Source organism: Leptolyngbya sp. FACHB-60, assembly GCF_014695775.1.
Classification (GTDB): Bacteria; Cyanobacteriota; Cyanobacteriia; order Phormidesmidales; family Phormidesmidaceae; genus Nodosilinea.
Map to the genome: position 1 here is coordinate 206,946 of NZ_JACJOX010000028.1, position 13,460 is coordinate 220,405.

13 protein-coding genes are annotated in these 13,460 nt (G+C 57.5%); 4 read left to right on the forward strand and 9 right to left on the reverse strand.

The features are described from left to right. Position 1: 1 nt before the first annotated feature. Positions 2-763, reverse strand: a complete 762-nt coding sequence (locus tag H6F57_RS12065) for a hypothetical protein (protein ID WP_190629638.1) — start codon at positions 761-763, stop codon at positions 2-4. Between the two features lie 267 nt (positions 764-1,030). On the opposite strand from H6F57_RS12065, the gene H6F57_RS12070 reads away from it, so the two are divergent. After that, a complete protein-coding gene (locus H6F57_RS12070; protein ID WP_190629637.1) occupies positions 1,031-1,846 on the forward strand; it encodes an FkbM family methyltransferase in 816 nt (271 codons plus the stop codon). Positions 1,847-1,881: 35 nt separating this feature from the next. Here H6F57_RS12070 and H6F57_RS12075 read toward each other — a convergent pair whose 3' ends face one another. After that, positions 1,882-2,535, reverse strand: coding sequence for a hypothetical protein (locus H6F57_RS12075; RefSeq protein WP_190629635.1), 654 nt, complete (start codon positions 2,533-2,535; stop codon positions 1,882-1,884). 256 nt (positions 2,536-2,791) lie between these two features. Between H6F57_RS12075 and H6F57_RS12080 the strand changes: the two genes are divergently transcribed. Together H6F57_RS12080 and H6F57_RS12085 are read left to right on the forward strand one after the other, a co-directional pair. Continuing rightward, positions 2,792-3,202, forward strand: a complete 411-nt coding sequence (locus tag H6F57_RS12080) for a hypothetical protein (protein WP_190629633.1) — start codon at positions 2,792-2,794, stop codon at positions 3,200-3,202. A gap of 4 nt (positions 3,203-3,206) precedes the next feature. Beyond that, on the forward strand, positions 3,207-4,463 hold the full coding sequence (locus H6F57_RS12085) for an aldehyde dehydrogenase family protein (protein WP_190629632.1): 1,257 nt from the start codon (positions 3,207-3,209) through the stop codon (positions 4,461-4,463). Between the two features lie 106 nt (positions 4,464-4,569). On the opposite strand, the gene H6F57_RS12090 is transcribed toward H6F57_RS12085, so the two are convergent. From H6F57_RS12090 to H6F57_RS12120, 7 genes are all read right to left on the reverse strand, one after another. Next, the gene (locus tag H6F57_RS12090; RefSeq protein ID WP_190629630.1) at positions 4,570-5,061 is read right to left on the reverse strand and encodes a YbjN domain-containing protein; all 492 of its coding nucleotides are present in this window, start codon (positions 5,059-5,061) and stop codon (positions 4,570-4,572) included. A 90-nt stretch (positions 5,062-5,151) separates the two neighbouring features. Next, positions 5,152-5,934 carry an ATP-binding cassette domain-containing protein gene (locus H6F57_RS12095; RefSeq protein WP_190629627.1) on the reverse strand — a complete coding sequence of 261 codons (783 nt, stop codon included), beginning with the start codon at positions 5,932-5,934 and terminating at the stop codon, positions 5,152-5,154. Then, positions 5,931-7,103 carry an ABC transporter permease DevC gene (gene devC / locus H6F57_RS12100; protein WP_190629626.1) on the reverse strand — a complete coding sequence of 391 codons (1,173 nt, stop codon included), beginning with the start codon at positions 7,101-7,103 and terminating at the stop codon, positions 5,931-5,933. The genes H6F57_RS12095 and devC (H6F57_RS12100) overlap by 4 nt, the downstream gene beginning before the upstream one ends. Before the next feature lie 60 nt (positions 7,104-7,163). Continuing rightward, complete coding sequence (locus H6F57_RS12105; protein ID WP_190629624.1) at positions 7,164-7,352, reverse strand: hypothetical protein; 189 nt, start codon at positions 7,350-7,352, stop codon at positions 7,164-7,166. Positions 7,353-7,492: 140 nt separating this feature from the next. After that, positions 7,493-8,656 (reverse strand): ABC transporter permease DevC, encoded by a 1,164-nt coding sequence (gene devC / locus H6F57_RS12110; RefSeq protein ID WP_190629622.1) that lies wholly within the window; start codon positions 8,654-8,656, stop codon positions 7,493-7,495. Between the two features lie 9 nt (positions 8,657-8,665). Further along, positions 8,666-9,838, reverse strand: a complete 1,173-nt coding sequence (locus tag H6F57_RS12115) for an efflux RND transporter periplasmic adaptor subunit (protein WP_199289876.1) — start codon at positions 9,836-9,838, stop codon at positions 8,666-8,668. 158 nt (positions 9,839-9,996) lie between these two features. Beyond that, entirely contained in the window at positions 9,997-11,067 is a 1,071-nt protein-coding gene (locus H6F57_RS12120; protein ID WP_190629621.1) for a FecR family protein, read from the reverse strand. Positions 11,068-11,452: 385 nt separating this feature from the next. Here H6F57_RS12120 and H6F57_RS12125 point away from each other — a divergent pair, with 385 nt between their 5' ends. Beyond that, the gene (locus H6F57_RS12125; protein WP_190629619.1) at positions 11,453-12,736 is read left to right on the forward strand and encodes a hypothetical protein; all 1,284 of its coding nucleotides are present in this window, start codon (positions 11,453-11,455) and stop codon (positions 12,734-12,736) included. Positions 12,737-13,460: the final 724 nt, after the last annotated feature.

The following is a 13,460-nucleotide window of genomic DNA, read 5'->3' on the forward strand; positions in this document are numbered from 1 at the left end:
CCTACTTCTTGCCTTTCTTCTGTTTCTTGGCCTTTTTCTTCTTTCCTCCCTTCTTTCCTCGTTTGTCATCCCCTCGCAAAGCGGTTGGGCCAGCGGCAAGAATTGTCTTCACCTGATCGACAGCCTCATCAATAACCTGAGCTACCGCTTTCTGGGTGGCACTAGCAGTATCTTGGGTGGCGTCAATACGATCGCCTAAAGCGTGTCGTGTTTTACCAGCTTTGCCTTTTGCTCCGGCGATCGCATTCTCGATCTGAGTAACCACAAAGTCTCGCGTCTGATCTGCTTTCTGTCGAGTGCCGTCAACTAAATCGCCAGCCCGCTCTTGAGCAATACCAGCCATCACGGCTGCTGTTTTTTGAGCGTTTTCTACGCCCTGATCAACCTCATCAGCGGCGGTAGATCGACCATTAGCCAAGGTGCTTTTTATCGTGTTCGATGCTTCTGAGGCTGGCGAAACGGCATCGGCGATCGCCTCTTTCACCCCTCCTACAGCAGTCTTCACCGAGTGATTGAGCGGGTCGAGCTGATCTTGAAGCGTCTCTTTGGCGTCTGATTGAGCTGCCGATTGAGAGATTTTATTGATAGCAACTTGGGAAACTTCGGCAATCACAGCCGCTGCCACAGCGGAGCCAAGCTTTCGCGGACTGAGCCCTAAAACTGTGGTATCGCCCTTGGTCTTCTTGCCTTCAGATTGGTTAACAGGTTGATCAATCTGAGTACTCTTTTTGTTTTTTTTCTTCTTAGCAAACTTAGCAGACATGGTGTAATTCTCCGTTCCCAATCAGTAAAGTATGTCGCTAACTAGCAGCAGGCTTAAGCCACTAAGATTGCCGTAGTAGGTTGTCGCCCCACTGTCGCTGCTTTAGCGCATGTGTTAGAGCCTTTCACCTTAACGACGGCTTAATCTCAGTGCGTCTGCTTTGCGATGGATATGCGGCACCGATGACAATCTTGATGAAGCTTATAAACTCTTTGGGAACCGCGATGCTCTACGCTTAGAACATTATTTTCCTCTAGTGCCGATCTAATGCGCGTAGAAGCTTGCTGCCAGGCCCTGCTTGAACACCTGTTGCCCGACCTTGACCCCCACCGCCAGGGAGTCTGCTTTGATGTGGGTGTCGGTACCTTTGCCTTTTACTGCGAGCTGTTTGCCCAGTTAGGGTTTGCCACCGTCGCTGTAGAACCTTCCCCCACCGACAAACTGCGATCGCTCTGCCAGCAGTATCCCATCCGGCTGCTCGAGCAGTGCCTGTCCGATCGCGTCGGTACCCAAACCTTGCACATGGGCCAATTTGCCAACCTGGCCAACAGCAACTTTAGCTCCCTGGCGGCCGATTGGTTTGGAGCTTCAACCATCACTCGCCTGGTGCCGACCCTCGATCTGGCAACTCTGCTAAAACAAGTGGCTGCTGCTCGCATCACCGCCTTTAAGCTTGATATCGAAGGCTGGGAGCCAGTCGTGATTCAGCAGTTTGCCGCGCTGCTTGCCGAACAACTACCCCAGATGGTGATGTTTGAGTACGGCGGTGGCAGCAGCCGCAACCAAGGTGAAAAAGGCTGGTCACCCAAATTTTTGACGGGTACCATGGACTGCTTGCAGACCTTGCAACAGCTGGGCTACGACTTTAGCATCATGGTGGACTATGCTGCGGGTACTCAGCCTAAGGTGTTTGACCTCCAGACCCTAGACCTAGCCCAAGAGGCCCCTTTTTACCCCAATGGGGTCTACGGCAACATACTTTGTTTTTACCAACAGCAGTTTTCTGCCGCACGCATTCAATCGATCTGCGCGCCCTACGGCGGGGGCTTAGCTAACTGGGTAGTCAGCAAGCTGGTGTCTTAGGGATCAGCTTGAGCCGCCTGGCTCAAGCTGCCAGCCTAGGCCCCAAACCCCTGGGGCACTTGCTCAGTGGAGTAGTAGTGCGATAGAGAGGCAATCGGCTCTTCTACCTCGATCGCACTGCCGATCGGGGCATCAGCGGCAGCGACCAGGAACGCATTGGGGTCAGATCGGTAGGCGGCCAGCAGGGCCTTCTCTTCAGTCGAGAGATCGGGTGAGCTGTCTCGCTCAATTTCCTCAAAGGTGGTTTCGATTAGCTCCATCTGCGCTTCGGCAGCGCTGAGCTCGTGGTGGGTCTCGGCATTGAGCAGTTGCTCAAGGGGTTGAAGCTCGGCCACGTGGCTGGCGAGGGCTTGCAGTCGCTCTTCGTAAGTATTGGTCAACTGCTGAAGCTCTTGCCGGTGCTGGGCCTCTTGCTGATCGAGAGCCGCTTGCAGCCGCGCTTCCTGATGCTCTAGGGCCGTTTGCATCGCCGTCTTTTCGAGTTCAGCGGTGCGCAGTTTGGCCTGGTGAGCTTTTAGCGCTTTTAGTAGCGGCACCATTTGCCCCTTTAGGGTCATGTGCTCTACATCGAGCTGATTAAAGCGCTCGGATAGCGTGATGTAGGCGCGACAGAGTTGGGTGTAGCGCTCTACCATCTGATTGACGTGCTGAAAGTTTCTCACTGCCGTCTCCAGGCGATCGGTAACCATAGCAACATCCTGCCTATAAAGGCGAGCGAGGGGGGAGTAGAAACTAGGGTTTGATTAGCCCTGTTTACCACGTTTGTCCTTAAAAATTCAAGCCGCTGGGGACACAGTTAAGGTTAAAAACAGGATCTGCCGACAGCCTTACCGCCGCCAGCCGGTTCTCAGTCGGCGACAGGTTGTATTTCAGGGGAGGTTTTGGTTAATGTGTCAGAATGATGGGTAATTGTCAGCCCGTCTTTGCTCCCACCCCGGCAGCGCTGTGCGTACTTATAAAAGCCAAAAGATCGACCAGAACGCCGACTACCCCTGCCCTTGTCGTCGCAATGGGTGCATTAAGCCCATCACCCTGACCGAGGCCTTTGGCTGCGATCGATGTCAGCAGATTTTTGTTGTGCAAGACGATGGCTACGTGATCGAGCAGCTTTCTACCCACTACCCCTACAAACGACTCTGGCGCTGGACGGGGCAGCAGTGGCGACTCGATCGCTCCTCCCTCAACGTGAGCTACTTGCCCCTGGTGGTGCTAGCCGCCTTTGGCATGATGGTGTTCTTTTTGCTGCTGGCCACCCTGCAAACTCCCAACGGTGCCCAATCGGTGGCGCGATTGCTGACTACCTTGGCGGTGGCGCTGGCGGTGGTGGGCATGTTTTGGCTGGCCTCTCGGCGTTAGGCTCATGGTAAACCTCACTACCCAGGCAGACTTTAGCGCGGCGGTTGAGCAGGTGCGCCGGGCCAGTCGTGACCTGGTCGCCGCCGGGTTTGACACCCAAAGCCGCCTGCTAGAGGCGGTTGCAACCGCTATTGAAGCGAGCTTTGACGACATTCTCGAAGCCAACACCCTCGACCTGGAGGCCAGCTTAGAGATGGCTGTGCCCGAACGGGTGCTCGACTGGCTGAAGCTCACCCCCGAACGGTTGCAAACCACCGCTAAAATTTTGCGGCGGCTGGCTTATCTGGGCGACCCCAGAGGACTGCTACACCCCGCTCCCAGTCGGCTAGGCAAGGCCGTGGCGGGCTATGGCCAGGTGGTGCCATTGGGAGTCGTGGCCCTGGTCTACGAGGCGTTTCCAGAACTGGCGGCGATCGCGGCGGGGCTGAGCCTGCGCACGGGCAACGGCCTCATTCTCAAGGGCAGCAACGAAGCGAGCCAAACCAATCAGGTGATTTTGCAGGCCCTCCACCAGGCCTTAGACTCCCTAGGGCTATCGCCCTACTGCATTCTGTCGCTGACCGAGGAGCAGGGCGACGTCGCCCGCAGCTGGCTCTTGCAGGACCCCGGCGTCGACTTGATCATTCCCTACGGGCGGCCAGGGTTGGTGCAGCAGGTGGTGCGTCAGGCCGGAGTGCCCGTGCTGCCCACGGCTATGGGTAACTGCTATCTCTACTGGTCGCCTACAGGGCAGCTCGACACCGTCACCCACATGGTGCTTGACAGCCATCGCGGCGAACCTGATGCGGTCAATGCTGTTGAAAAGGTGTTGGTACACCGAGGCTGCAATCCTTCGGCCCTGGTGCAGCTGTGCCACACCCTGTGGGATCAAGACTTTGAAATACTGGCTGAGGAGGAACTGCTGCCCGACCTGCCCGATGCCAAACCGGCGGTGGCCACCGACTGGAAGCGCCCATTTTTGGGTAAAACGGTGGCGCTACGCTTGGTTGACAGTGTGCAGACCGCAGCTATGCTGATCAACCGCTACAGCAGCGGCCATGCCAATGCGATCGCTACGGAGACCTACGCTGAAAGCAGCCGCTTTACTCAGCTCGCCACCAGCTCCGTCATCTATATCAATACTTCTCCCCGATTTGTGCGCAACCCAGCCCAAGCCTCCTCCATTGCCCTGGGGATGACGGCCCAGCGCGGTCGCTGCAATGGCTTTGTGGGCCTGGGTGCCTTCGTCACCACGCAGCATATTTTGCAGGGTCTTGAGTAGTGCTCCTCAGGTATGGGGGGTCGCGAGCGCACAGCGTCAACACCGTTGCCTAGCTGGCTAATGAGGTTCGGTTAGGAGGTTTAGCTTCCCCAATCAACCAGTAGAGTTAGGAGGCGATCGCCCCCGTCAGTCGGTCAATAGCGCGACGCCCCCCAAAACGCTGGGCAATAATGTCGTCGTAGGTGTCGGCAATGGTCACTACCGAGAGAATGCAGGTCTGTAGCTCCATCAGGTCCATGTTTTCACCGCCGAGAACGCTTTCTGAGAAGAGCACCTGGTTAGCCTCGTCTAGCTGAAAGGCACCAAAGCGCATGCGGCGGTTTTCGGTAAGCAGAAAGTGCATCAGTTCACGGTCAATATTGCTGCCGATGGTGACACAGCTGGTGGCGCACACCGTAGCTAGATCCGCCTTTTCCCAGGGATGTACTTCCCAAGGCAGCACCTCGATCTCAACCAGGGTAGAACCGTAGAGAACATCAAACTGGGGCTGATCTGGATAGGCCCGCAGGCTGTCTTTGAACAGGGCCGCAGTCTGGAGATAGTCGGCGACTTTGGTATAGGTAAGCGCCTGGACGTTGCTGACAAAGGAGATGGCCATAAAAGTTTTGAGTTTTAAGTTTTGAGTTTCGTCGGGTGGGTACTGCCCACCATCTCCTCTAGGTAAAGCAGACCGCTTTCTGCCAGCCCTCTACATAATGAACATTTTTTGATCGAGGGACTTGGGGGTGTGGGCATCGGTGAACTGCTGGGGGCTTTCGTCCGACTCCAGACGACCATCGACGAGATTGATGATGCGATCGGCCACATCGAGAATTCGGTTATCGTGGGTGACCATCAGAATGGTGCAGCCCTTTTCGCTAGCTAGATGCTGCATCAAGGTCACTACGTCGCGGCCCGACTTTTTGTCGAGAGCGGCAGTGGGCTCGTCGGCCAAAATCAGCTTGGGCTGGTTGACCAGGGCGCGGGCGATCGCCACCCGCTGCTTTTGCCCGCCGCTCAGAGCCGCCGGTTTGTAGTCGGCCCGATCTGCAAGTCCTACCTGGCTGAGCATATCCACCGCCAGCCGCCGCTTGCCGCGAAAGTTGCCGGTGAGCTCTACCGCCATCTCCACATTTTGGGCCGCCGTCAGCGACTCAAACAGGTTGTGTGCCTGAAAGATAAAGCCAATGTTGCGGCGAATTCCGACCAGCTGGCGGTTGCCCATGCCTACCAGTTCTTGGTTGAGCACCTTAAGGCTGCCTTCGCTGGCCGATCGTAGCGCCCCAATCAGCGTCAGCAGGGTGGTTTTGCCCGAACCCGAAGGCCCAGTCATAATCACAATCTGGCCAGGGTGCAGATCGAGGCTAATGTCAAAGAGCACCTGCTTGCGCAGGTCTCCTCGGCCAAAGAAATAGTCGAGGTGACGCACCTGCACCGAGCTGGTGGTGGCCTCAGACGCTGAGGAGGTCGTAGACAAGGGCGTAGCACTCATAGGCCAAATACCTCTGCGGGGTCAGTACGCTGCACCTTACGCACGGCCACAGCGCCAGAAATTAAACACATAATGAAGGTCGCTAAATATAGATTAACCACCCGCTCTAGGGTCATCTTAAACAACAGTCCGGTGACGGTGGCCCCCAGGTTGTAGAACAGGGCGCTGATCAAAAAGCCTGGAATAAACCCCAGCACCGAGAGAATAATTGCTTCTTGAATCACCACCCCAAATAGGTAGGCATTGTCGTAGCCGATTGCCTTGAGGGTGGCGTACTCCGACCAGTGGTCAGCCACATCGGTGTAGAGAATTTGGTAGACGAGAATGATGCCTACCACAAACCCCATAGCCGTCAGCAGCGAGAATATAAAACCAATGCTGGTGTTGACTTCCCAGTAGGTGCGCTCGCGGGCGATGAACCCTCCAGGCCCCTGCATGGGCAGGACCAGCACGTCCTTGGGCAGCCCCTCGCTGAGGGCCTGCACTAGAGGCTCGATGTCGGTGCCAGGGGTCACCCGCAGCAGGCCAATGTCGGCAGTGGCAAAGCTGCGCTCCTCTTCCTCAGGGCCGCGATTGGCAAAAAACCGCAGAAAGTTTTGGTCGCTCATGATCAAGTTGCCATTGCCCGAGGCAAAGTCGGTGCCCAGGCTAAAGGTGCCCACAACGCGAATCTCGCGGTCAGCCAGTTCGCTGATCACCCCGGTTTCGCGGGGGCCAACTTCGTCGCGCGATCGCTCATCGATCATGGCGGTGTTGGGCAATCGCAACTCTTGCTGGCGGGCCAGTACCTCGGGCATGGGCAGCACCGGGTCGGAGGGGTTGTAGGCAATCACTCGCACCGGGCGGGTTTTGCGAGTCTCGGGGTTTTTCCAGCGGGCGTCGCTGAGGTAGATGGCGTAGGCCCCCTCCACCCCGTCAAAAGCCTGAGCCTGGTAGAGGCGGCGGCGGGCAAAGGAGCGGGGCACAAACATGTTCTCTTTCAGGCGGTTGATGATCACAATTTCGCCGTTGAGTCGCTCGAGCAGCTGGGTCTGGCTGTCGTAGAGGGCGTTTTTAAAGCCGCTAAACAAAAACATCAGCAGCACCGCAAAGGCCACCCCGGCCATTGAGGTGAGAAACTTCTTGCGATCGTGAATCAGGTTGAGGAGGGCGAGGGGGGTACGCTGCATGGCGCGGCTAGGAATTGTGGAGGAGCAGGCGGTAGGGTGGGCACTGCCCACCCTTGACCTTTAAGACTGAACGGATTGTTTGCTAGGTTGTGCTGGCTGGTTAAGCAGAGGTGGGTGGTGGGCAATGCCCACCCTACTAAGAGGCTGAGACCCCGCCAGTCGAGGGCAATCAAGCAGCAGGTGGCTAGCAACCTTAGAGACTGGCTGATCCACAGCGGGAAACAGCAGCGGCAAAAAACGTCGAGTCATACGGGCGATCCTGAACGGCTGGGCGAATAGTGTGTCTTTTCGAGCAGGGCGATACATCAGGCAGTAGTTGCAGGCCGGACAACTGCCAGCAAAATCGGTTGCAGCCCAGCTCCAAGCTCTACGTTTTCTGGCGCAAGCGGTCATGCAAACACCTCCGCTGGGTCGGCGGTGACGGCCTTGCGCACCGAAATCAGTCCAGACAGGGCACACATCAGCACCGTCAGACTGAACACAAAGATCACTCGAAACACCGTCATCTGCATGGGCAGGGTTCCTGCCGTAGCGTTGTAGGCTAGCTGGTAAAGCCCTAGTGCCAAAATCAACCCTGGTACATAGCCCATCAGGGCCAGCAGTAGCGCTTCCTGAAGGACAGTTTTAAACAGGTAGCCACCGCTGTAGCCAATCGCCTTGAGGGTGGCATACTCCCGCAGGTGGTCACGAATATCGGTGTAGAGAATTTGATAGACGATCACGGTGCCCACGACAAAAGAAACCACCACCCCCAGGCCAAAAATAAAGCCAATCGATGTGGTTTGAATCCAAAACCGGCTCTCTTTGGCAATGATTTCCGGTTTGGTGTAGACCTCCACATCGGCGGGCAGCTGCGCTTGCAGGGCGGCTTTGACCCGCTCGGTGTCGGCATCGGGCTCCAGCAGCACCAGCCCCAGGTTGATTTGATCCAGCGGGCGCGGGCTGAAGTAGCGGCGAAAGTTTTGGTCGCTCATAATCAGGGTGCCATCGGCGGCAAAGCCACCCCCCAGGTCGTACTGGCCGGCGATAGTAATGCGGCGGCGATCGGCCTCGGTTTCGAGACCCACGGTTTGGGGGCCAAACTCGGGGCGCGATCGCCGGTCGATAAAGGCAGCATTGGGCTGCTGAAGGGCCTGCCGTTCCTCCAAAGTATCCAGCTCGGGCATCAGAAACACCGGGTCGCTGGGGTTGAAGGCGTAGACAAACATGGCCCGGCTGAGGCTGGTTTCGGGGTTTTTCCAGAGGGCGTATTCGGCGTAGAGGGGCATCACCTGTTGCACCCCCTCAATGCCCGCCGCTTGATACAGCCGCTCGCGGGGAAACGCCTTGGTGGAGCTGATTTCCAGCGACTGGGGCGAAATTAAAAAAATATCGCCGTTGAACTGGTCATAGAAGTTTGTGGTGGTGCTGACCAGCGCCCCCAAAAAGCCCAGATTCATAAACATCAGCAGCACCGCAAAGGTGACCCCAGCCACAGCCACCAGCAGTCGGGGGCGATCGTGACGCAGGTTATACCAGGCTAGGGGAATGCGGGGCAGAGAGGGGAATTTCATCGCCACCTCCTAGGACTCAATGTCGATGGCGACGTCAACCTGGAGGTTGGTGAGCGCCGCCACCGCATCGCTCTGGTCAACCTGCACCCGCACTTCGACTACGCGAGCGTCAGCGTTAGCGGCGGGGTCATCGTCAAGCACGTCATTTTTGGCAATTTGCAGACCAATCTCGCTGACGGTGCCGGTTAGGGTGTCGCTAAAAGCGCCGTTGCGGCTGGTAATGGTAGCAGGCTGACCCAGTTCGACCAAGCCAATGTCGGTTTCGTAGACCTCGGCCACCACCACCATCTGGCGGGTGTCGCCCAGGGCCAAGATAGGGCCATCGGCGGGAGATACAGCCTCCCCAGGGTAGGCAAAGACATCGAGCACCTGACCGGCCTGGGGCGATCGCACAATGGTGCGAGCCAGCTGGGCTTCGGCTAGGGCCAGGTTTTGGGCGGCTGAGTCGACCTGGCTGGCCACCTGGGCGCGGGTAGTGGTGGCTCGGGCCGAGGCTACCTGAGCTTGAGCGTTTCTAATGTCGCTGAGGCGGGCCTGCTCCAGCCGTTGTTTGGTCGCCTGGGCGTTGCCCAGATCGGCGCGCAAGCTATTGACGGTGGCCTGCTGGCGGTCTAGCTCTTGGCGAGAGATCGCCCCCGACTCGTTGAGTGCTTGAAATCGGGCCAGATCAATTTCAGCGACGCTCAGCTCGGCCTGGAGGCTCTCAACGGCGGATTGCTGAGCGGCGATCGCGGCCTGCTGCGGCTCGTCGATCTGACCGACTCGAGTGCTGGCCTCCTGCACCTGGGAATTGCCTAACGTCGTCTCGGCAGCGAGCTGGGCCCGGGCCTCGGCCAGCTGACTAGCGGCCACATCGCGCTCGGCCTTACGCACGTCGTAGGTGTCGAGGTAGGCCAATACTTGGCCCGCCTGCACCTGGTCGCCCTTCTCAACCTCGAGGCGATCGATGCGCCCAGCTTCGGCCGTGGCCACGTCAATGACGCGGCTGGCAGGCTCAATGCGCCCTAGCGCGACCACCTTGACCTGCTGCGGGGGCGGCAGCTCGGCCTGCTCGCGGGCGGCCTGGCGGCTTTGCATGACGTTGCGCACCGCTACGGTAGACCCTGCCCCCACAAGCAGCAGGGCACCAATCAACAGCCAAAAACTCGGCTTTCTCCAGGGCTGAATCGGGTGAGTAGACATAGGCGCATAGGACAACTGCACTGAATTTAACTGAACGGTGTAGTTTAGTCAATGGGCACAGACAACGCGATCGAGGCGAAACCCTAGGGCGATCGCTAGGTATTGCCCATCAAATCTTTGAGCAGGCAAAGTTCGGAATTAGTTGTCGTCAACGGCCCCTAGGGAGGCGGGCTAAATGCTGGAGTTCCAGCGGTTTCAGGTGTTGCCGTTGAAGGTTCAGCAGGTGTCGTCGCTGAAGGTTCAACAGGTGCCGCCGCTGAAGGTTCAACAGATGTTGCCGCTGAAGGTTCAACTGCTGGAGCGCCAACCGTTAGAGGCCCTTCAGCTGGTGAGGTAGCCGTAGCCGGGATGTCTGGCAACGGATTGACCACCCCAGGCGGCGCATCGTTGAGGCGCATCAGCTCTTCCACTGGGGTAGAAGGAGTTGCAAGCAGCGGATCTTCTACGCTTGGGAGGCTGGCGTTAGGGGCAAAGTCGTTAATTAAGACAGGGTCTAAAATGGCGTTTTCGGCATTAAAGGGAGTCTGCTGACGTAGAGTGCGCAGTAGGTCGGGGCGTACAGCGGCCAGGGGGTCATGGGGGGCAGGACGGTAGGTGGGGTCGTCTAGGTGCAGGTCCGCCATCAAGGCACTAGTTTGATAAAACGCCAGCAGGTCAAACTCCACAACCTCCCAGCCACCGCCGCCAATAAAGGCCATTTGCCCCCCATAGAGCGCCAGCTCCTGGCCTGTTTCGGCTGCCGTCACCAGCACCGGGGCTGTGGGCGAGTCGGCCAGGGCCATCACCAGGGTCAGCTGCCGAGAGGGTACGTAACGCACAACCACAGCCGTGCTGTTGAGCCCTACCGTGGCGTTCGGTGTTTGAACCGTTGTCCGCCCTTGATTGGGGGGCACGAACAGGGCGACTGTGCCTTGACTCAGCAGCAGTCGACGGGTGTCAGGCCAAAACCGCAGGCTGGCCTGCTCGCCTACCCGCGTCAGCGACCCATCGTTGAAGAGCACCTCGGCCCTAGCCGCCGCGCTGGTGTTCAGGGTTTCCCCTGGGCAAAAGCAGTCGGCCACGGCGGCTGATCGGGTGTTGCCGCCGGCGGAAACCAGGCTAACTTGATAGGTGCGAGTCCTTAAATTGGCCCAGGCCCAAGGCACCTCTGCCAGAGCTGGAGATGCGATCGCAGTACTGCCCATAACTGCCAGCAGCACTGCCGAAAAACCATTGGTACAAAAAACCATAGCTTGGTGAAGAGTGACCACGAATTACAGCAGGCCTCTGGCCCTAAGGTAGATGCGGCCAAATGCCCTAGCCCCTAAGCTGCCAGGGTAATTGTGCGTAGAATACCCAAATAGTGGCAGTTGAGCGCTAAGGGTAATACCATCAACTCAAAATTTGTGCAGCACCGTCGCTGTTTTGGCAGAGTTCTGGCAAACTGGGCGCTATCGAAGCGGAGGCTTAGCTCCATGGTAGGGGTTGCGCAGCCCAATTCAGGGCGATTCATAAATGTTGTGTTCTCTTTAGATTAAAACTTTAATAAATTTGAGCCTTTTTTTCGGGAATCACCAGCAAGATCAGTGATTCTGCTGGTGACAGGAAAACAACGTTATATCCGGGCAGACTTCATTGGTTAAGCGGCACCACTCCCTCCCCCTGGCGTTAATTGGCTTTGGCCTGCTCTGCAGCGGCGTCCTGCCGGACCGCGCTAGGGCAGATCAGCTGAGCCCTCCGGCGGCCCCTGCCGCTAATGTTGAGGTGATGACCTCGCCCCCGATCGAGGCGGCTGCGGCCCCTATTCAGGCCCCATTGTCAGTCCCTCTCTCTGCATCCGGGGATCTGGCTGTGACCCTAGCCCCAGCCACCGAGGGAGAGCCAACTGAGGAGGCAGCGGCCGAGCCACTGAGCGTTGACTCAGTTGGTTTCAGTCCGGCGATTGCCCCCGACCAGGCCCTTGGCACCCAGACTTATCTAACCGCTGCGGCCGCGTTGGCTCCGCTAGCCCAGACCCAGACCCCGGCATCCCTGGCCCAGACTAACCCCGCTGTCGACCCCACAGTTCAAGACCCCGAGCTGGGAGTCATTCAGGTGCGTAGCCTGCTAGAGGATAACGACCTGGGGATTTTGCGCATTCGCGAGCAGCCTGAGATCCCGGTGGCGTCTCCGCGGCCCCCAGCAAAAATTGGGTTTTTCTCGGCCCGCTTGGCGATCGCTAACAGTGACAATATTTTGCTGGCCGTCGACGATGTGGGCGGGCTGACTGGCGACACCTTTCTGCGTCCCTCAATCGGTTTTGGCGTCTACCCTGCCCTCGGGCCGCAAACCGCCTTAATTGCCACCGCTGACTACGGGCTACAGCGCTACAGTGCCCAGTCATCACTCAACTACGACGATCTGCGGCTGCGGGTGGGGCTGCGTCAGGGGTTGACCCCACGCAGCTACGGGCAGCTAATTTTTACCTACCAAGAGCTGTACCGCCCTGGGGCCAATCGGGGAAGATTCTTCAAAAATACGGCTCTGGGCCTCACCTTAGGTCGCCGCGACTCCATTACGCCAAAGCTGGCCCTCGACACCTACTACCTGCTTCAGTTCAATGGGGCTCAGTCGACCAGCAGCGGCACTGCCACCGACTTTAGCCGCTTCTTTCAGTCAGCCGGAGGTTACCTGGGCTACGACATCACTCCCGACCTGCAAGCGGGCATCAGCTACCAGCTCAACTTCATTGACTACACCGCCCAAGATCGCTACGACACCTTTCAGCAGGTGCTGGGGCAGGTGGTTTACCGCATTAGCCCCAACCTGCGGTTCAACGTCTACGGCGGCGTTAGCTTTGGCCGCTCCTCTGAGCCCCGGGTGCAGTTTAACGACACCTTTTTTGGCGCTGCGATCGACGCCACGATACCCTTGTTCTAGCCAGACGTTGTTTCGATGTCACCGTTGACAGCGCCGTTTGTTCTTAGTCGCATTGACGGGGGGCTGCTGGTGGTCTGTAGTGCCCTTCGGCCCCTGTTCACAATTCAGGCACGCAGTTGCTAGGCAACCCCGGCACCCTAGTGGTATGGCTGTAGCCGTGTAAATTAGAGCATAAATCATAGAGGCGGAGACATTTCCACCTGAGTGCCATGCCAAAACCCTACAGCCTCGATCTATGACAAAAGGTCATCGACGCTATCAAACTGGATGGGATGAAGATCAAAGCCAGTGTGGTCTTTGGAATCAGTCGTAACGCTATCGACTTGTGGTTCAAGTGAAAAGCCGCAACCGGTAGCTTAGCCCTCAAGTCAACTCAAATGCATTCCGTTCGCGACGGATTACCGATTGAGACGAGTTTTGTGCCTTTGCCGACCAGCATCGTCATAGCACCCAAGCAGAGATGGCGGAGTGTTGGCCGGGTCAGATGAGCCAACTCTTACAGATATGGGTGCCACCGCGTTTAAGACACTGCATCACAACTGCTCCTTAATTCATACCCCAATTATGCAACGCCGAAAAAGCTGAAGCAGAGGTGAGCACACATTCATCGGCTATATCTTATCTCTGCCTAAGGTTGGATTGACAAGGATTCAGCAAGGTAATTTATGAAGTGTCTCAACCCAGAGGAAAAGTAGACCGATGAATAATTTGCTTTCAAAAAATC